At 68.7% G+C, this 17,782-nt stretch carries 14 protein-coding genes; 13 read left to right on the top strand and 1 reads right to left on the bottom strand.

Annotated features, from left to right (window positions below; translation table 11 throughout):
* Positions 1 to 48: 48 nt before the first annotated feature.
* From ASG74_RS14215 to ASG74_RS14180, 8 genes are all read left to right on the top strand, one after another.
* Positions 49 to 537, top strand: coding sequence for a cell division protein SepF (locus ASG74_RS14215; protein WP_056144986.1), 489 nt, complete (start codon positions 49 to 51; stop codon positions 535 to 537).
* Positions 538 to 582: 45 nt separating this feature from the next.
* Positions 583 to 858, top strand: coding sequence for a YggT family protein (locus ASG74_RS14210; protein ID WP_056144983.1), 276 nt, complete (start codon positions 583 to 585; stop codon positions 856 to 858).
* 69 nt (positions 859 to 927) lie between these two features.
* Positions 928 to 2,331 carry a DivIVA domain-containing protein gene (locus ASG74_RS14205; protein ID WP_056144979.1) on the top strand — a complete coding sequence of 468 codons (1,404 nt, stop codon included), beginning with the start codon at positions 928 to 930 and terminating at the stop codon, positions 2,329 to 2,331.
* Positions 2,332 to 2,532: 201 nt separating this feature from the next.
* Positions 2,533 to 3,357, top strand: a complete 825-nt coding sequence (locus ASG74_RS14200; protein ID WP_056144974.1) for a TraR/DksA family transcriptional regulator — start codon at positions 2,533 to 2,535, stop codon at positions 3,355 to 3,357.
* Positions 3,330 to 3,938: a signal peptidase II gene (locus ASG74_RS14195; protein ID WP_082569802.1), complete on the top strand. Its 609-nt coding sequence runs from the start codon at positions 3,330 to 3,332 to the stop codon at positions 3,936 to 3,938. Before ASG74_RS14200 ends, ASG74_RS14195 begins: the two co-directional genes overlap by 28 nt.
* Positions 3,931 to 4,854, top strand: a complete 924-nt coding sequence (locus tag ASG74_RS14190) for an RluA family pseudouridine synthase (RefSeq protein WP_056144971.1) — start codon at positions 3,931 to 3,933, stop codon at positions 4,852 to 4,854. The genes ASG74_RS14195 and ASG74_RS14190 overlap by 8 nt, the downstream gene beginning before the upstream one ends.
* A 101-nt stretch (positions 4,855 to 4,955) precedes the next feature.
* A complete protein-coding gene (gene dnaE / locus ASG74_RS14185; RefSeq protein ID WP_056144968.1) occupies positions 4,956 to 8,570 on the top strand; it encodes a DNA polymerase III subunit alpha in 3,615 nt (1,204 codons plus the stop codon).
* Positions 8,563 to 10,740 (top strand): S9 family peptidase, encoded by a 2,178-nt coding sequence (locus ASG74_RS14180; protein ID WP_056144965.1) that lies wholly within the window; start codon positions 8,563 to 8,565, stop codon positions 10,738 to 10,740. The genes dnaE and ASG74_RS14180 overlap by 8 nt, the downstream gene beginning before the upstream one ends.
* Here the strand turns inward: ASG74_RS14180 and ASG74_RS14175 are convergent.
* A complete protein-coding gene (locus tag ASG74_RS14175; RefSeq protein ID WP_162252807.1) occupies positions 10,672 to 11,559 on the bottom strand; it encodes a universal stress protein in 888 nt (295 codons plus the stop codon). The two genes, ASG74_RS14180 and ASG74_RS14175, sit on opposite strands and share 69 nt — an antisense overlap.
* A gap of 232 nt (positions 11,560 to 11,791) precedes the next feature.
* On the opposite strand from ASG74_RS14175, the gene ASG74_RS14170 reads away from it, so the two are divergent.
* The 5 genes from ASG74_RS14170 to ASG74_RS14150 all read left to right on the top strand — a co-directional run bounded on the left by ASG74_RS14170 (position 11,792) and on the right by ASG74_RS14150 (position 17,745).
* Entirely contained in the window at positions 11,792 to 12,445 is a 654-nt protein-coding gene (locus ASG74_RS14170) for a SatD family protein (RefSeq protein WP_056144955.1), read from the top strand.
* Positions 12,442 to 13,209, top strand: coding sequence for a hypothetical protein (locus ASG74_RS14165; protein WP_056144953.1), 768 nt, complete (start codon positions 12,442 to 12,444; stop codon positions 13,207 to 13,209). The genes ASG74_RS14170 and ASG74_RS14165 overlap by 4 nt, the downstream gene beginning before the upstream one ends.
* 66 nt (positions 13,210 to 13,275) lie before the next feature.
* Entirely contained in the window at positions 13,276 to 14,025 is a 750-nt protein-coding gene (locus tag ASG74_RS14160) for a hypothetical protein (protein WP_056144950.1), read from the top strand.
* Between the two features lie 47 nt (positions 14,026 to 14,072).
* Entirely contained in the window at positions 14,073 to 15,098 is a 1,026-nt protein-coding gene (gene ctlX, locus ASG74_RS14155) for a citrulline utilization hydrolase CtlX (protein ID WP_056144947.1), read from the top strand.
* Between the two features lie 412 nt (positions 15,099 to 15,510).
* Positions 15,511 to 17,745 (top strand): N,N-dimethylformamidase beta subunit family domain-containing protein, encoded by a 2,235-nt coding sequence (locus tag ASG74_RS14150; protein WP_156465414.1) that lies wholly within the window; start codon positions 15,511 to 15,513, stop codon positions 17,743 to 17,745.
* Positions 17,746 to 17,782: the final 37 nt, after the last annotated feature.

Genomic DNA, 17,782 nt, shown 5'->3' with positions numbered 1-17,782 from the left:
TATCGGACACACGGCCACACCGGTCGCCAATTCGTACTAGGAGCTCTCATGGCTGGCGCGTTGCGCAAGACGATGGTCTACCTCGGCCTGGCCGAGGACGAGGGCCGTTACTACGACGAGGCCTACGACGAGTACGACAGCGAAGCGGCCTACGAGCCCGAGGAGGCTGCTGAGCCGCGTGAGCGTGGCGCCGAGGTCACCCCCCTGGCGAACCGCCGCAGCGTCGCCCAGGTGGTGCGCACTCCCGAGGCCTCCGGCATCTCGCGGATCACGACGATCCACCCCCGCACCTACAACGAGGCGAAGACGATCGGGGAGAACTTCCGTGACGGCACCCCCGTCATCATGAACCTCACCGACATGGACGACGCCGACGCCAAGCGCCTCGTCGACTTCGCCGCCGGCCTCGTCTTCGGCCTGCATGGTGCGATCGAGCGCGTCACGGCCAAGGTCTTCCTCCTCTCGCCGTCGACCGTCGAGGTCCACGCCGAGGAGTCGGCAGCCGTCCCCGGTCGCACGCTGTTCAACCAGAGCTGACCCCGGCGCGCGGCAGCCGCACTGCGGTCCCGCACACTGGTCCCCATGAACACGGTGCTTGAGCTGCTCAAACTCATCGTCTGGCTGTATCTGATGGTGGTTTTCGGACGGCTCATCCTCGACTGGATCCGGGTCTTCGCCCGTGACTGGCGCCCGCGCGGAGTGATGCTCGTCGTCGCCGAGGCCGTCTACACCCTGACCGACCCGCCGCTGCGCGCACTGCGCAAGGTCCTGCCGCCTCTGCGCCTCGGTGGCGCCTCGATCGACCTCGGTTTCCTCGTCCTGGTCCTCGCGCTCTACCTGCTTTTGGCCATCCTCTAGGCTGGATGGCTGAGCCCTGTGCCCGGAGGCGCACGGCACCCCCGAACCGATCGAGACAGAGGAGTTGACATGGCGTTGTCGCCCGAGGACGTCCTCAACAAGACGTTCACGACCACCCAGTTCCGGCGCGGATATGACGAGCGCGAGGTGGACGACTTCCTCGATGACATCGTCGCCGAGATGCGTCGCATGGCCAAGGCCGACGACGAGGTGCGCAAGCAGCTCAACGACTGCCGTCAGGGTCGTGGTCTCGAGCCCGTCGCCGCAGCGGCACCCGTCGCCGCCGCTGTCTCGCCCGACCGGTCCGCGGAGATCAGCAAGCTCGAGGGCCGCAACTCCGAGCTCGAGGCCCGCGTGCGCGAGCTCGAGGAGCTCGAGGGCAAGAGCCAGCAGGCCCACGACGAGGGCAAGGGTGAGGCCGAGGGTCTCGCCCAGCGCAACAACGAGCTCGAGCAGCGCGTCAAGGACCTCGAGCAGCAGCTCGCGGAGTCCGACCAGCAGCTCTCGGCCCTGCGCGACGAGCACCAGCAGGCCGTCGGCGAGCGGGACTCCCTGGTCGGCGAGCGCGACTCCCTCGTGGGCGAGCGCGACTCGATCGCCGCCGATCGCGACCGCGAGCGTGCCGAGCGCGAGACCGCGTCCGCCGAGAACGAGCAGGAGCGCCAGGCCGTCCGCGACCAGGCCCACCAAGGTGCCGACGAGCAGCTCGCCACCCTGCAGGCTCGCGTCGACGCGGCCGAGAAGGACGCCCAGCACCGCATCCAGAAGGCTCAGGCAGAGGCCGAGCAGGCAGAGTCCGAGTCGCAGGAGCGGATCTCGAAGGCTCAGGCTCAGCGACAGGGTCAGGACGACCAGGGCGACGCCGGCGCCGGCGCAGCGGGTGCCGGGTCCGCGGCAGGCGTCCTCGCCCTCGCGCAGCGACTCCACGACGAGCACGTCAGCGCCGGTGAGACCCGCCGCGACGAGATGCTGCGCGAGGCGCAGGCGCGCCACGACGAGCTGCTCAGCACCGGCGAGGCGAAGCACCACGAGTTCGTCAACACCGGTCAGTCCAAGCATGACGAGCTGGTCAACGCCGGCCAGTCCAGGCACGACGAGCTCGTCTCCACGGCGCAGTCGCGGCACGACGAGCTGATCTCGACGGCCCAGGCGCAGCACGACGAGCTGGTGACCACCGCCCAGACGCAGCACGACACGATGCTGGCCGAGGCGACGAGCAAGCGCGAGGAGCTCATCACCGAGGCGCGCGAGCGGTCCACGGGCATGGTGCACGAGGCGCAGCAGCGCAAGGCCGCCATCCTCCAGGAGCTCAACGAGCAGCGGACCGTGCTCGAGCGCAAGATCGAGCAGCTGCGCAACTTCGAGCGTGAGTACCGCGGTCGCCTCAAGACCTGGATCCAGGGCCAGCTCGAGGAGCTGGACCAGACGGCGGTCGACCCCGAGCTCGAGGAAGCCGCCACGCAGGAGCAGTGACGCGTCACTGAGCTGCGCTCCACCACACAGGGCACCCGGTCATCCGGGTGCCCTGTGGCGTTCCTCCAGCCTGTATGCCGTGGGCGAACTTCGCAGGTCGTGTGGCGTTTTGCATTGTGGTGCGCATCATCAGGGCTTATCCTCGCGGCACGTGGTCGAGCCCTCACGGGCCCGACCTTTTGTTGACGAGTGAGGACAGGCATGGCTGCCAAGCGCGCTCCCTCCGGGGCCACCCCCGCTGGATCCGGCAAGACCTCGGCTGCGAAGGCGGCGGCGAAGAAGGTGGGCGCCAAGGCCTCCGCAGCGTTGAGCTCAGCGAGATCGTCCGCCTCGACCTCCGCGTCAGCGACGTCGACGGCGAAGAAAGCCCCGGCCAAGAAGGCTCCGGCGAAGAAGGCGCCCGCCACGAAGGCCGCCGCGGCGAAGAAGGCACCGGCCCAGAAGGCTGCCGTCAAGGCTCCGGCCAAGAAGGCGCCCGCCACGAAGGCGCCCGCCAAGGCTCCAGCCGCGAAGGCGCCTGCCACGAAGGCTCCAGCCGCGAAGACGGCTGCAGCACAGGCGCGTCCCGCCACGAAGACATCTGCCACGTCAGCCGCGGCCACCAGGGCCCCGGCCAAGAAGGCGGCCAAGAAGGCAGCCCTGGTCGTGCGTGGCGACGAGTCGCCCTGGACCGCCAAGGAGCTCAAGGCAGTGCGCGCCGAGATCGAGTCGGACATCGCCCAGCTCAAGGCGGAGCTCGAGGTGGCCGAGGCCGAGATGTCCGAGCTGCTGCGTGACTCCGGTGACGGAGCCGGCGACGACCAGGCGGACGCGGGCGCCAAGACCTATGACCGCGAGCAGGAGATCGCGCTCGCCGACAACGCCCGCGAGATGCTTCGCCAGAACGAGCACGCCCTCGAGCGTCTGGACGACGGGACCTACGGCGTGTGCGAGTCCTGCGCCCAGCCGATCGGCAAACTTCGTCTCCAGGCCGCCCCTCGTGCGACCCTATGCATGCCATGCAAGACGAAACAGGAACGCCGCTGACGCCCAGCCTCCAGTCCACTCCCGCACCGGCCCCGGATCACGTCCAGGGCCGGTCGCGGCTGTTTGCCCTCCTGGTGGGTGTGGGCCTGCTCACGCTCGCCCTCGACCAGGGCTCCAAGCTCTGGGCCCTGGCGACCCTCACGCCGGGCGAGCCGCGCGACCTCCTCGGCCCCGTGGTGCGCCTCAACCTCATCCGCAACGCGGGGGCGGCCTTCTCCCTCGGCGACGGGGTGACCTGGCTGCTGACGATCGTCGCCCTGGGCATCGTGGTGTGGGTGGGCCGGGCTGCCCGACGGGTGGGGCATCCCTGGTGGGCGGTCACCCTGGGCATGCTCCTCGGCGGCGCCATCGGCAACCTCCTCGACCGCATCCTGCGTGAGCCGGGCTTCGGACGAGGCCACGTCGTCGACTTCATCGACTACGCCGGCCTGTTCATCGGCAACATCGCCGACATCGCGATCGTCGCGGCAGCGGTGTTCGGAGCGCTCCTGGCGATGCGCGGCATACCTCTCGAGGGTGTGACGCACGGTCGTCACGAAGCCGACCACGTCGTGCAGGACGAGGAAGGCGACCATGTCTGACAGCCGCACCATGCTCATCCCCGAGGGGCTCCAGGGTGAACGCGTCGACGCCGCCATCTCGCGGCTCTTCGGCCTGTCCCGCACCCGGGCGGCCGACCTCGCCGCCGGTGGAGGGGTCGCGGTCAACGGGGCCAGCGTGGGCAAGTCCCACCGGGTCCACGGTGGCGACGTGCTCGAGCTCGCCCTGCCGAGCAACGACCCCAGCCCGACCCTCGAGGTCATCGCCGAACCCGTGCCGGGCATGGGGATCATCCACGACGACGACGACATCGTGGTCGTCGACAAGCCGGTCGGCGTCGCGGCCCACCCCAGCGTGGGCTGGACCGGTCCGACGGTCCTGGGTGGTCTGGCCGCTGCCGGCTACCGGATCTCCACGAGCGGCGCCAGTGAGCGCCAGGGCATCGTCTCCCGCCTCGACGTCGGAACGTCCGGGCTCATGGTCGTCTGCAAGAGCGAGCGCGGCTACTCGCTGCTCAAGCGGGCGTTCAAGGAACGCACGGTCGACAAGACCTACCACGCGCTCGTGCAGGGCCTGCCCGACCCGCTCGTCGGCACCATCGACGCGCCCATCGCGCGTCACCCCGGCCACGACTACAAGTTCGCGGTCATGGAGTCGGGCAAGCACGCCGTGACGCACTACGAGCTCCTCGAGGCATTCCGCCACGCGAGCCTGCTCGAGATCCACCTCGAGACGGGTCGCACCCACCAGATCCGCGTCCACTTCTCCGCGCTACGCCACCCGTGCGTCGGCGACCTCACCTATGGCGCCGACCCGACGCTGGCCAAGAAGCTCGGCCTCGAACGGCAGTGGCTGCACGCCGTGGGCCTGGGCTTCGAGCACCCGGGCTCGGGGGAGTGGGTCACCTTCGAGAGCCAGTACCCCGCGGACCTCCAGGGCGCGCTCGAGCGACTCTGAGGGGCGCCTGAGGGCGCCGTGGGCCTGTCCCACGGCCCTCATCCGTCACACGATGGCGCGGCGCTCGGAGGTGTCGGCGCGGCGACCTAGGATGGTCCACGATGTCGTCGCCCACCTCTTCCCCAGCCCCGGACCGCAAGGACAACTTCGTCCACCTCCACGTCCACACCGAGTACTCCATGCTCGATGGAGCGGCACGCATCGGGGACCTCTTCACGCGGGCTGCAGAGCTGGGTATGCCGGCGCTCGCCATGACCGACCACGGTTACCTCTACGGCGCGCACGAGTTCTGGCGCAAGGCGCAGGGGACCGGCGTCAAGCCCATCATCGGGCTCGAGGCCTACGTCACCCCAGGCACCCACCGCACCGACAAGACCCGCGTCAAGTGGGGCGACGAGCGCACCCGGCAGGGTGACGACGTCTCCGGCTCCGGTGCCTACACGCACATGACGCTGCTCGCCAAGAACAATGACGGCCTGCGCAACCTGTTCAAGATGGACAGCATGGCCTCGCTCGACCAGGTCTATGCCAAGTGGCCCCGCATCGACCGCGAGCTCCTCGACCAGCACGGCAAGGGCCTCATCGCGACGACCGGCTGCCCGTCGAGCGAGATCCAGACGCGCCTGCGGCTGGGCCAGTACGACCTCGCCAAGCAAGCCGCCAGCGACTACCGGGACCTCTTCGGCGCCGAGAACTACTTCTGCGAGGTCATGGACCACCAGAACGAGATCGAGCGGCGCACCATCAAGGACCTGCTGCGCCTGGCCAAGGAGCTCAACCTCCCGCTGCTCGCCACCAACGACAGCCACTACACCTACCCCGAGGACTCCAAGGCCCACGGCGCCCTGCTGTGCGTGCAGTCCGGCTCGACCCTCATGGACCCCAACCGGTTCAAGTTCGACGGCGACGGCTACTACCTCAAGTCCGCCGCCGAGATGCGTCACACGTGGCGTGAGCTGCCGGAGGCCTGCGACAACACGCTGCTCGTCGCCGACATGTGCGAGGTCTCCTTCACCGAGGGTGAGGGCCGCTACATGCCGCGGTTCGAGTGCCCGCCGGGCGAGAACGAGGCGTCGTGGTTCGTCAAGGAGGTCCAGGCCGGTCTGCGCGAAAGGTTCCCGGACGGCATACCGGAGTATGCGCAGAAGCAGGCTGACTACGAGATCGAGGTCATCTCCTCCAAGGGCTACGCCGGCTACTTCCTCGTCGTCGCCGACTTCATCACCTGGGCCAAGAAGAACGGCATCCGGGTCGGCCCGGGTCGTGGCTCCGGTGCCGGCTCCATGTGCGCCTACGCGATGAAGATCACCGACCTGGACCCGATCCCGCACGGGCTGATCTTCGAACGCTTCCTCAACCCCGAGCGCATGTCGATGCCCGACTTCGACATCGACTTCGACGAACGCCGCCGCGGCGAGGTCATCCGCTACGTCACCGAGAAGTACGGCTCGGAGCGCGTCGCCCAGATCGTCACCTACGGCACCATCAAGGCCAAGCAGGCCGTGAAGGACTCGGCCCGGGTCATGGGCCACCCGTTCAACGTCGGCGACCAGCTCACCAAGGCGATGCCCGCTGACGTCATGGGCAAGGGCGTGCCGCTGTCCGGCATCTACGACCCCGAGCACCCCCGCTACGCCGAGGGCAACGAGTTCCGCGCGCTCGTCGAGACCGAGCCGCACTTCAAGGAGGTCGTCGAGACCGCCAAGGGACTCGAGGGCCTGAAGCGGCAGTGGGGCGTGCACGCGGCCGGCGTCATCATGTCGAGCGAGCCCCTGATCGAGGTCATCCCGATCATGAAGCGCCTCCAGGACGGGCAGGTCCTCACCCAGTTCGACTACCCGACGTGCGAGACGCTCGGGCTGGTCAAGATGGACTTCCTCGGCCTGCGCAACCTCACCATCCTCGACGACGCCCTCGAGAACGTGAAGACCAACCGCGGCGAGGACCTCGACCTCGACGCCCTGTCCAAGGACATGACGGACAAGGCGACCTACGACCTGCTCGCCCGCGGTGACACGCTCGGCGTCTTCCAGCTCGACGGTGGCGGCATGCGCACGCTGCTCAAGCTCATGCAGCCCGACAACTTCGAGGACATCTCCGCCGCCCTCGCGCTCTACCGACCGGGCCCGATGGGCGTCAACGCGCACACCAACTTCGCGCTGCGCAAGAACGGCAAGCAGGAGCTCACGCCGCTCGACCCGCAGCTCAAGGGCAAGCTCCAGCAGGAGATGATCGACGCCCTCCTGCCCATCCTCGGCACGACCTACGGCCTGGTGATCTACCAGGAGCAGGTCATGGAGATCGCCCAGAAGCTCGCCGGCTACACCCTCGGCAACGCCGACCTGCTGCGCCGTGCCATGGGCAAGAAGAAGAAGTCGGTGCTCGACGCCGAGTACGACAACTTCTCCGGCGGCATGAAGAAGAAGGGCTTCAACGAGGCCTCCATCGCGGCGCTCTGGGGCGTCCTCGTCCCCTTCTCGGACTACGCGTTCAACAAGGCGCACACGGCGGCCTACGGGCTCGTCTCGTACTGGACCGCCTACCTCAAGGCCAACTACCCGGCCGAGTACATGGCCGGCCTGCTCACGAGCGTCGGCGACGACAAGGACAAGTCCGCCCTCTACCTCGGCGAGTGCCGGCGCATGGGCATCAAGGTCCTCCCGCCCGACGTCAACGACTCGGTCGCGCGCTTCGCCGCCGTCGGCACCGACATCCGCTTCGGCCTGGCCGCCATCCGCAACGTCGGGCACAACGTCGTCGAGGCGATCATCGGCGCGCGCGAGGAGAAGGGCGCGTTCACCTCGTTCCGCGACTTCCTCTCCAAGTGCCCGGCAGTGGTGTGCAACAAGCGGACGATCGAGTCGCTCATCAAGGGCGGTGCCTTCGACGGGTTGGGCGAGTCGCGCGCCGGCCTGCTCCGGATCCACGAGGAGTACGTCGACGCGTTCGTCTCGATCAAGCGCCAGGAGGCGATCGGCCAGGACTCCCTCTTCGGGTCCTTCGGTGACGACGACGCCGACGGTTCGGGGGGCGATGCGACGATGATGGGACTCACGTCCGTGCCCACCGTCGAGTGGGACAAGTCGACCCTGCTGACCTTCGAGCGGGAGATGCTCGGGCTCTACGTCTCCGATCACCCCCTCTTCGGCGTCGAGCACGTGCTCCAGCAGCACGCCGACACCGCGATCGCGACCCTCAGCGCCGAGGAGGGCAAGCCCGAGGGGTCGATGGTCACCGTCGCCGGCCTCATCACCGGGCTGCAGATCAAGCGCACCAAGAAGGGCGACCTCTGGGCGATCGCCACCGTGGAGGACCTCGAGGGTGCCATCGAGTGCCTCTTCTTCCCGAGCTCCTACCTCACGGTGTCCACGATGCTCCAGCAGGACGTCGTCGCCGTGGTCCGCGGCAAGGTCAACCGCCGCGACGACTCGGTGTCGATCTACGCCCAGGAGCTCACCCTGCCCGAGATCACCGAGGGCCCCCGCGGCCCCGTGGTCGTCACGCTCGACACCATGCGGGCGACGACCGGCCGCATGGAGGAGCTCAAGGGAGTCCTCGCCAACCACCCCGGCACCACCGAGGTGCACCTCAAGCTGACCAAACCCGGGAGGGCCACCTTGATCAGGCTCGACGACGCACTGCGCGTCAACGCCAGCGAGTCCCTCTTCGGTGACCTCAAGGTCCTCTTCGGTCCGAGGTGTCTCACCGGTGGCTGACCTCACCCCGCCCCGGGCGGACACCCGCGAGCACGTGCGCGAGCACCACGGTGACCGGGTCGTCGACCCCTACGAGTGGTTGCGCGACGGCGACGACCCCGAGGTCCGCGCGTACCTGGATGCCGAGAATGAGTATGCCGAGGCCCGGACGGTGGGGCTGCAACCGTTGCGGGACAGCATCTTCGCCGAGATCAAGTCACGGGTCCTCGAGACCGACCTCTCCGTGCCCGTTCGCTCCGGGCCGTGGTGGTACTACTCGCGCACCGTCGAGGGCCAGCAGTACTCCATCCATGCCCGGGTGCCCGTGGACGACCCGGCAGTGCGGCCCGTCGTCGCGCCCGACGAGACACCCCGGGACGAGCAGGTGCTGCTCGACGGCAACCTCGAGGCGGGCGACTCCGAGTTCTTCTCGATCGGGGCCCTCTCGGTGAGCCCCGACCACACCAGACTGGCGTTCGCGACGGACACCAGCGGCGACGAGCGCTTCGACCTCGTGGTGCGCGACCTCACGAGCGGGGAGACGCTCGACGACGGCCTGACGGGCATCGGCTACGGCGTCGAGTTCTCCCACGACGGCGGCACGCTGTTCTACACCCGCGTCGACGAGGCCTGGCGCCCCCACCAGCTGTACCGTCACGTCGTGGGCAGCGACCCTGCCACGGACGTGCTCGTCCACGAGGAGCCCGACGAGCGCTTCTGGATGGGTATCGGCTCGAGCCGCGACGACCGCTGGATCCTGCTCGCCCTGGGCTCCAAGACCACGTCCGAGGTGCGCCTGCTCGACTCGACGAAACCCGAGGCGGACTTCCGGGTCGTGGCGCCCCGGCGCGACGGCGTCGAGTACGACGTCGAGCCGGCAGCCGACCGGTTGCTCATCGTCCACAACACCGACAACCCCAACTCCGACCTCGCGTGGGCGCCGCTCGATGCCACGAGCCACGAGCAGTGGCGTCCCCTCCTCGCAGCCGGCGAGGGCGAGCGCTTCCTGGGCGTCGACGCCTTCGACGACGTCGCGGTGCTGTCGTTGCGGCGTGAGGGGCTGACGTCCCTGTCCCTGCTCCCGGTCGACTCCAGCAGCGAATCCGGGTATGCCGCACCGGTCCCCGTGCCGTTCGACGAGCCGATCTACTCCGTCGGCCTGGGCGACAACCCCGAGCCGGGGCAGTCGGCTCTCCAGGTCGTCTTCGAGTCGTTCGTGACTCCGCGCACCGTCCTCGACCTCGACCTGGCCACGGGAGAGCGCACGCTCCTCAAGCAACAGCCGGTCCTCGGTGACGTCGACCTCTCCGACTACGTGCAACGTCGCGAGTGGGCCACAGCCGCCGACGGAACCCTGGTCCCGATCTCGGTCGTGCACCGGGCCGACCTGGGACCGGACGGGAGCAACCCCGGTCTGCTCACGGCATACGGCGCCTATGAGCACTCCAGCGATCCCTACTTCTCGGTGGCACGCCTGTCGCTGCTCGACCGCGGTGTCGTGCATGCCACGGCGCACGTGCGCGGAGGCGGCGAGATGGGTCGTCACTGGTACGACCAGGGCAAGCTCCTCGCCAAGCCCAACACCTTCAGCGACACGGTGGCCTGTGCGGACCGGCTCGTGGAGCTGGGATGGGTCGCCCCCGACCGGCTGGGCCTTGAGGGCGGCTCGGCCGGCGGACTCCTCGTGGGGGCGGTGGTCAACCTCGCGCCCGACCGCTTCCGGGTGGCCCATGGCGCCGTGCCCTTCGTCGACGCGCTGACGACCATTCTGCGTCCGGACCTGCCGCTCACGGTGGGGGAGTGGGAGGAGTGGGGCAACCCGCTCGAGGACGCCGAGGTCTATGCCGCGATGAAGGCCTACACACCTTACGAGAACGTTGCGGCACAGGACTATCCGGCGATCCTCGCGACGACGAGCCTCAACGACACCCGCGTCTTCTTCACCGAGGCGGCGAAGTGGGTTGCGCGACTGCGGGCGACGGTGACCAACGACGAGGCGACGCGACCGATCCTGCTGCGCACCGAGATGGCGGCGGGCCACGGCGGCCGCAGCGGTCGGTATGCCGCGTGGGAGCAGATCGCGTGGGAGTGGGCCTTCGTCCTCGACCAGCTGGGGGCGACCTCACGCCTCCCGCGTGTGGACGATGACCAGCGGGCAGGCCGTGCGACCCAGGAGCCGGTTCGAGACTGAGCCGAGGTTCAGCCCCGGGAAGCCGCCGGTGCCACGCGAGCCGACGACGACGAGGTCGGCGGTGTCCGCAGCCTGGATGAGGGCTGCGACCGGTGAGCTGCGCACCACCTCGTGGTGGACCTTCACTGCCGGGTGCCTCGCGCTGCTCGCCGCGATCTCCCGGGTCACCTCCTGCTCGAGGTGGCTCTCGTATGCCGGCCAGCTCGAGTCGGTCTGCAGGGTCGGGTCCTCGGGACCCTTGGCCTCCCAGGAGTGCACCACCACGAGCTCGCAGTCCCGGCCGGCGGCGTGGTCGAAGGCGGTGTGCAGCGCGGCCATCGAGGAGGGAGAGCCGTCGACCCCGACGACGACGCGCCGGTGGGTGCCCTCGCTGTGGTCCTCGTGGTTGACGATGACGACCGGGCAGCTGGCGTGCGCGGCGACCTGCTGTGCCACGGCGCCGATCGTCGCGCGACTGAGCAGTCCGTGCCCGATGGCACCGAGGACGACCATGGAGGCGTCGCGTGAGGCGCCGATGAGGGCGCGCGAGGCGAAGCCCGGCGGCAGGGCCGTGGTGACGGGCAGGTTCGAGCTCACGGCGTGTGCCCGGGCGACGGCCGTGGCGAGCATCCGCTTGCCCTCGGCGAGGATCGAGCTCTGGTCGGTGGCGCCGAAACCGAGCATGGGGATGTCCGGGGCGAAGGCGTGCACGATGTGCAGAGGCACCGCGAGCTCGTGGGCGCGCTCGGCGGCCCAGTCGAGGGCTGCCCAGCCGTGTGCCGAGCCGTCGACGCCGACGACGATGCGCTCTGTCCGGGCGGGTGAGGTGGTGCCGCTCATGATGCCTCCCACAGTGGTGGACCTGGCGGCGGGAGACCTCGCGGCCAGGGACCACAGGGCCCCGTCGTCACGGGCTCGATGGGCCCGTCCATCCATCATGGACCTTGCCCGGGGGTGTGTCGCACGGACGCGCGGAGCAGTCGAACGCCGACCGCAGGTTCAGCCAGCGACTAAACCTGATGAAAGTGAAGCAAAAAACTAAAGATCGGTCAGATGAAGGTATGCTCTGGACATGGCCACCACACCAGCCACTCCCGTCGTCCTCATCGGGGACGTCGTCGCCTCCCGCGAGACGACGGACCGTCGAGGCCTTCACCGTGCCCTCGAGGCGGCCCTGACCGACACCAACGGTCGTGTCGGCCACGTCGAACCACTGGAGATCACGGTGGGAGACGAGTTCCAGGGCGTCTATCCCCATCTGGGCGCCGCTCTCGAGGCCGCACTGCGCACGCGGTTGGCACTGCGACCCGCCGCCGAGAGCCGCTACGGTCTGGGCCGTGGCACGACCACCACGCTCGACGCGGCACGAGGGATCAAGGACGGACCTGCGTGGTGGGCCGCCAGGGAAGCCATCATCGACGTGGAGAAGCGCGCCGAACGCGCCGCGCTGGAACACGTGCACACGGCATACCGGATGGCCGAGGGTGAGCCGGACGAGTCCGGCACCGCGCTGGCCGTCGAGGCAGCCCTGCAGTGTCAGGACCACATGGTTGGCTCGCTGTCGGAGCGGTCAGGGCGGCTGCTGAAGGGACTTCTGGACGGTATGACGCAGCGTGAGCTGGCCGCAGCCGAGGGCATCAGCCCGTCCGCGGTGTCACAGCGCGTGCGGGCCGACGGTCTTGCCGTGATCGTGCGCTGCCACGAGCTGCTCAAGGACCTGCCGTGACGTGGCTGGCGGTGTGGCTGCTCGGCGTCGGGGTGAGTGACCTCCTGCGGGCCGTCGACCACCGGCGCGTCCAGCGGCTCGCCGTGCCGGTCGGTGCGCTGACGGTCCTCCTCGCCGGGCTGCTCGGCGGCCTCACCGGGGTGGCCGACATCGTGGCCATGGTCGCGGCACTCGTGCCCCTGACCGGATGGGTGCTCCTGTCCGAGAGGTCGTTGCGCCGGGGCGGTGGCCACGTCGAAGCGCTCCTGCTGCTCGGCGGCACGGCTCTGGCCCTGGTGGTGATGTCAGGACTGGCGTCGCAGCCCGGTGGCCTGCTCGGCGAATGGCTCACGTGGGCCGACCTCCCCTTCGCCGGCCACCTCACCGTGGCCAGGCTGCTGCTCGTGGCCGGCTTCTTCGTCGCCAACCTCGCGACGGGCAACGTCATCGTGCGGCTCGTCCTCGTCAGCGTCGGCGCCCTGCGTCCCTCCGCCACCGCCGTTCATGCGCACGAGACGCAGCCGTCCGAGAAGCTCAAGGGCGGGCGCCTGCTCGGGCCCATGGAGCGCATCTTCATCCTCGGACTCGGCCTCGCGGGACAGATCACCGCCGCGAGCATCGTCATCGCCGCCAAGGGCCTCATCCGCTTCCCCGAGCTGCAGTCGGCCAAGGACGACACGACGAGCGTCAAGGGCGACGGGATCGACGAGGTCACCGAGTACTTCCTGGTCGGCAGCTTCGTCAGCTGGCTGGTCGCCCTGGGGTCCTTGGCACTGACTCGCTGACCGTTCGTGAGGCATGCTGGGCAGCGAGGCCGCGTCGCCCGACGGGCCACGATGGGAGCAGGAGCCATGGGTTTCCTCGACAGGCTGCTCGGTCGTGAGCCGCGCATGCAGGGACACGCAGATGCGCCCGGGTCCGGCGGCGGGTCATGGACGACGCAGGGAAGCCACGGCACGGCCGGGCCCCAGCAGTTCGGGAGTGCGGGCGCGGCTGACCAGGGTGGTGACGACGCTCGCGCGGTGGCCCGTTACCGCTACCTGCTCCGGACCGCTCCTCCCGAGACGCTGGAGCAGGTGCACGCCGAGGCGTTCGCCCGACTGACTCCCGACCAGCGTCACGAGGTGCTCACCACGCTGAGCCACGACGCGCCGCAGGGTGAGACGCCGGCCAGCGCCCAGCCGCAGGACCTGGCCCGAGCCGCGACCCGGGCAGAGATGCGCCAGCCCGGCACGTTGGAGCGCACGTTCGGAGGCCGAGGTTTCGGCGGGGCAGGAGTCGGCATGGGCGGGGCCATGATGGGCTCGATGATGGGTTCCGTGGCCGGTGTCGTGGTCGGGTCCGCCATTGCCGGGGCCCTGTTCAACGACTACGGTTCCTCGCCCGAGGCGGCCGAGGCCGGAGAGACAGGTGCCGACGTCGGCTCTGATGGCGGCCCGGGTGGAGATGCCGGCGGTGACCCCTCAGGAGACACCGGCGGAGAGTCTGGTGGCACGGACTGGGCTGGCGACACCGGTGCTCCGGACGCTGACGCATCGGACTTCGGCGGTGGCGACTTCGGTGGCGGGGACTTCGGTGGTGGCGACTTCGGAGGCTTCTGACCGCGTCCCAGTTCTGGGGCCGGTCCGTCATGGTCTAGATTCCGTGCGTGAGTGCTCAGGCCCCTTCCGCCGTCATCCTGATCCGTGCCGAACGGTTCATGCCCAACCCCGCGACCGCCGCTGACAACGCCTTCCAGCGTGACGTCCCCGCAGGGCAGGACTCCGACGACGTCTCAACCCTCGCCCTGGCCGAGATGGACGCGCTCGCCGACGCGCTGCGCGGTGCCGGTGTGCGGGTCCACGTCTTCGCCGACGAGGACCACACCCGCCCCGACAGCGTGTTCCCCAACAACTGGCTCTCCACCCACGCGGGCGGGTCCGTTGCGGTCTACCCCATGTATGCCTCCAACCGCCGCCACGAGCGACGTGCGGACGTCCTGGAGATGCTCAAGTCCGACTACCGCGTCCAGTCGATCGTGGACTACTCCGGTCTCGAGCCCGACGGCATCTTCCTCGAGGGCACCGGCGCCATGGTCCTCGACCACGTCTCGCGCGTGGCCTACACGGCGCGCAGCCACCGGGCTGACATCGCCGTCCTCGAGCGCTTCTGCACCGACTTCGGCTACGAGCCGATGGCCTTCGACGCGGTGGACTCCGGTGGCGTGCCGGTCTACCACACCAACGTCATCGCCTGCATCGGCACCGACGTGGCACTGATCGCCCTCGACATGATCTCCGACGCGCAGCGACGTGAGCAGGTGCGCGAGCGGCTGTCGGTCACCGGGCGGACCATCGTCGAGCTCACCGAGGAGCAGATCCGGGAGTTCGCCGGCAATGCCGTGGAGCTCTGCGGCCGCACCGCAGAGGGGAAGCGCCGCTACATCATGGCCATGTCGGCGCGTGCCAGGCGCAGCCTGCGCCCGGACCAGGTCGAGACGATCGAGGAGTCCTGCGAGATCGTCGCGGTCGACATCCCGACCATCGAGCTCGCCGGTGGGTCGGTGCGCTGCATGATCGCCGGGGTCCACCTCGATCGCCGCCCCACGGCAGAGGCCGAGCCCACTGCCGCGGTCGAGGCCATCGACGAGAACGCCGAGACCATCGACGGGCAGGACCTCTTCGTCGAGGCCTGACCGTCCTGGGCTCGCGTTCGTTCGAACTGGCCTTGGGGCTCTGACCTGCCAAAACGTCGTGCGCCGGCGTTGGCCGGCGTGGGCCATGACGGGTCGGTAGCGGACGGTCTCGCGGACACATCGGGTCAGAACCCGATGGCTGCCGCCCCCGCTTCGAGTAGGTATTCCAGGGCTGCAGCCGAGAGCCGGCAACCGGGTGAGGGCGCCGCGAACCTGAGGCTGTTGACCGTGGCCGGTCTCAACCGACGCCGACGGACGCAGCGACACTCGACTTCAGGCCCCTTGACCGTTTCTTTGCCATTTCTTTGCCAATTTTTGGCAATCTCCTGACAAGCGCCTGACGTGCATGCACAGTTTTCTTTGCTCGTCCCAGTCGGAACCGAGCCCACGCAGCAGCAAGAGGGGGGTCGGGATGATCCGACGTAGCATCGGAACCAGCGTCGTTGGCTTACTGCTGGTTCTCGCGGGGTTGGCGGCGGCTCCGGCCGCCGAGGCAGTCACCGCCGGGGTGCAGGTCTTCGCACTGGCCCGACCGGACGGGAAGCACGGTCTGCAGTACCTCTCGACTGCAACGAGTGGCGGCACGGTGTCGTACGTTGACGTGACGTTGCCCGCGGGGACCCGGGGTTCCATCACCTCGCCCAACGGCTCGATCCGTACGGTTTCCCCCGGAGTGCTGCGCTGGAAGCCGTCATCCAAGCTCACCGTGGCAGTGGGGTACCGCTTCAACGTCACGATGCGTGGGTTCGTGCTGCCGAGTGGTCTGGGGCCCTGGGGACTGCGGTTCACCGCGAGGTCGACCTCCGGCGTGACCCTCTCGTCGGGGACCGGCTACACCGCGGCTGTCAGTGTGACGGGCACCTCGACCGTGCCCGGCACAACCACGACGTTGAGATACCTCACCAAAGTGACGCGTAGCGGCACCTTGGCATCCGTGCGCTTGTACCTTCCCGCCAGCGCCACTGGGTCCCTGTCGACCGCAAATGGGAGTTTGGTGCGATCCGGCTCCTACGTGACGTGGACTCCGAAAGCGCCACTTGCGGTGTCGGTCGGTACCCAGCTCAGCATTCCGGTCTACAACGTCAAGCTCTCCGTCTACGGCAGTATCAACGTCTTGGCAATGACGGCGCGGAAGGCTGATGGGACGATCCTCGCCAATGGTTCTGGGCGTCTGCCTCTCATCGCTCCTCCTGCCTCGATGGCTCCCGTACCAGTGACACCCATCGACCAGCCTGCCTCGCCGTGCCCCTCAGCGTGGGACTCGATCGCCACGGAGAACGCCAAGCCCGGAACTGGAAGCTGGGTCATCCCGACCTCGATGAACGGCAAGATGTCGGCGTACCTCACACAGGTGTCGGCCACCTGTGGCCAGTCGGTGGACCTCAAGGTCGACTCCGGCGCCGACGTCACCGTCACGGCCTACCGAATGGGGTACTACCAGGGTCTCGGCGCTCGCGAGGTGTGGACCCAGACCCAGGTCGGAACGGTCAAGCAGCCGGCCCCGATTCTTGGGGGCACCAAGGACGGCCACAACCTGTACTCGGTGTCCGCTGCGAACTGGTCCACCACGCTGACCATCCCCATCACACCCGACTGGGCACCGGGCGTGTACCTCATCCGGGTGGACGATGGCACAACCGCGACGTATGCCCCCCTGACGGTTCGCGACGACAGCGGAACCAAGCACGACGTCCTGCTGCAGCAGGCCACGACCACTTGGTCGGCATACAACAACTTCGGCGGTGCGGGCTTCTACAGCACCACAAACCCCTCAGCGCGACTGAGCTTTGACCGGCCATACACCGAGGGACAGGGTTCAGGGCAGTTCCTGACCCTGGAGCAAGGAATGGTCTTCTGGCTCGAGTCCCAAGGCGTCGACGTCACGTACTGGACTGACAACGACATGGACGAGTTCGGTGGACAGATAGCCAGCCGGGCAACCAACCTGATGATGCCCGCGCACGATGAGTACTACTCGACGGGGATGCGCGCCGCACTCAGCCAGACCATCAAGAGCGGCGTCAACGTCGCGAGCATGGGCGCCAACACCGTGTACCGCAAGATCGCATTCACGAGCAGCTCCCGACGCGCCTGGGATGCCGACCGCTGGACGGCGGGAGAGAACTCCACCACGTGGAAGTGGGTGGGTGACGCATACGCGTCCCAGCCGCTCCTGGGCGCCGAGTACCAGTGCCCCCTCAATGGAAGCACGATGACCACCGGGTCCTCCTGGCTCTTCAACGGCGTCACGCCCGGTACGACCCTCCCCGGCTTCATCGCCGGAGAGATCGACTACATGGAGCCCGGTCGTTATCAGCAGCCGGGCATTGCCACTCTCTTCGCTGGTCAGGGCCTGTGCCGCGGCACCCGTGGGACCAAGCCGGTCACCGTCACCGCGTTCACGGCGCCATCGGGGAGCCGCGTCTTCAACGCCTCGGTCTTCTCCTTCAGCTGCTACTTGGTCGGCCGATGCCCCTCCACCTGGACCGTGCCCTCACCCAGTGCTACCTCTCGGACGGCAGTTCAGACGATGATGACCAACGTGCTGACATGGATCAGCCCCAACGACCCCATTGAGCGGACGACGCCCAAGATGCCGGCAGCTCGTGTCATGGCGCCGTCGATGCCTCTCCAGGCCAACCCGTAGGGGAGCTGAAGTCAGAGGCAGCGTCACCAGCGTGACC

The sequence above is a fragment of the Knoellia sp. Soil729 genome, assembly GCF_001427985.1.
Taxonomy (GTDB): Bacteria; Actinomycetota; Actinomycetes; order Actinomycetales; family Dermatophilaceae; genus Knoellia.
The sequence above is the reverse complement of the archived record's forward strand: the minus strand, read 5'-3'. Positions and strand labels throughout refer to the sequence as shown.

Coding starts and splice junctions, on each gene's coding strand:
- ASG74_RS14195 (WP_082569802.1), top strand. CDS start 3,330: ATGCAAGACGAAACAGGAACGCCGCTGACGCCCAGCCTCCAGTCCACT.
- ASG74_RS14190 (WP_056144971.1), top strand. CDS start 3,931: ATGTCTGACAGCCGCACCATGCTCATCCCCGAGGGGCTCCAGGGTGAA.
- ASG74_RS14170 (WP_056144955.1), top strand. CDS start 11,792: ATGGCCACCACACCAGCCACTCCCGTCGTCCTCATCGGGGACGTCGTC.
- ASG74_RS14210 (WP_056144983.1), top strand. CDS start 583: ATGAACACGGTGCTTGAGCTGCTCAAACTCATCGTCTGGCTGTATCTG.
- ASG74_RS14160 (WP_056144950.1), top strand. CDS start 13,276: ATGGGTTTCCTCGACAGGCTGCTCGGTCGTGAGCCGCGCATGCAGGGA.
- ASG74_RS14200 (WP_056144974.1), top strand. CDS start 2,533: ATGGCTGCCAAGCGCGCTCCCTCCGGGGCCACCCCCGCTGGATCCGGC.
- ASG74_RS14150 (WP_156465414.1), top strand. CDS start 15,511: ATGATCCGACGTAGCATCGGAACCAGCGTCGTTGGCTTACTGCTGGTT.
- dnaE (WP_056144968.1), top strand. CDS start 4,956: ATGTCGTCGCCCACCTCTTCCCCAGCCCCGGACCGCAAGGACAACTTC.
- ASG74_RS14175 (WP_162252807.1), bottom strand. CDS start 11,559: ATGAGCGGCACCACCTCACCCGCCCGGACAGAGCGCATCGTCGTCGGC.
- ASG74_RS14215 (WP_056144986.1), top strand. CDS start 49: ATGGCTGGCGCGTTGCGCAAGACGATGGTCTACCTCGGCCTGGCCGAG.
- ASG74_RS14205 (WP_056144979.1), top strand. CDS start 928: ATGGCGTTGTCGCCCGAGGACGTCCTCAACAAGACGTTCACGACCACC.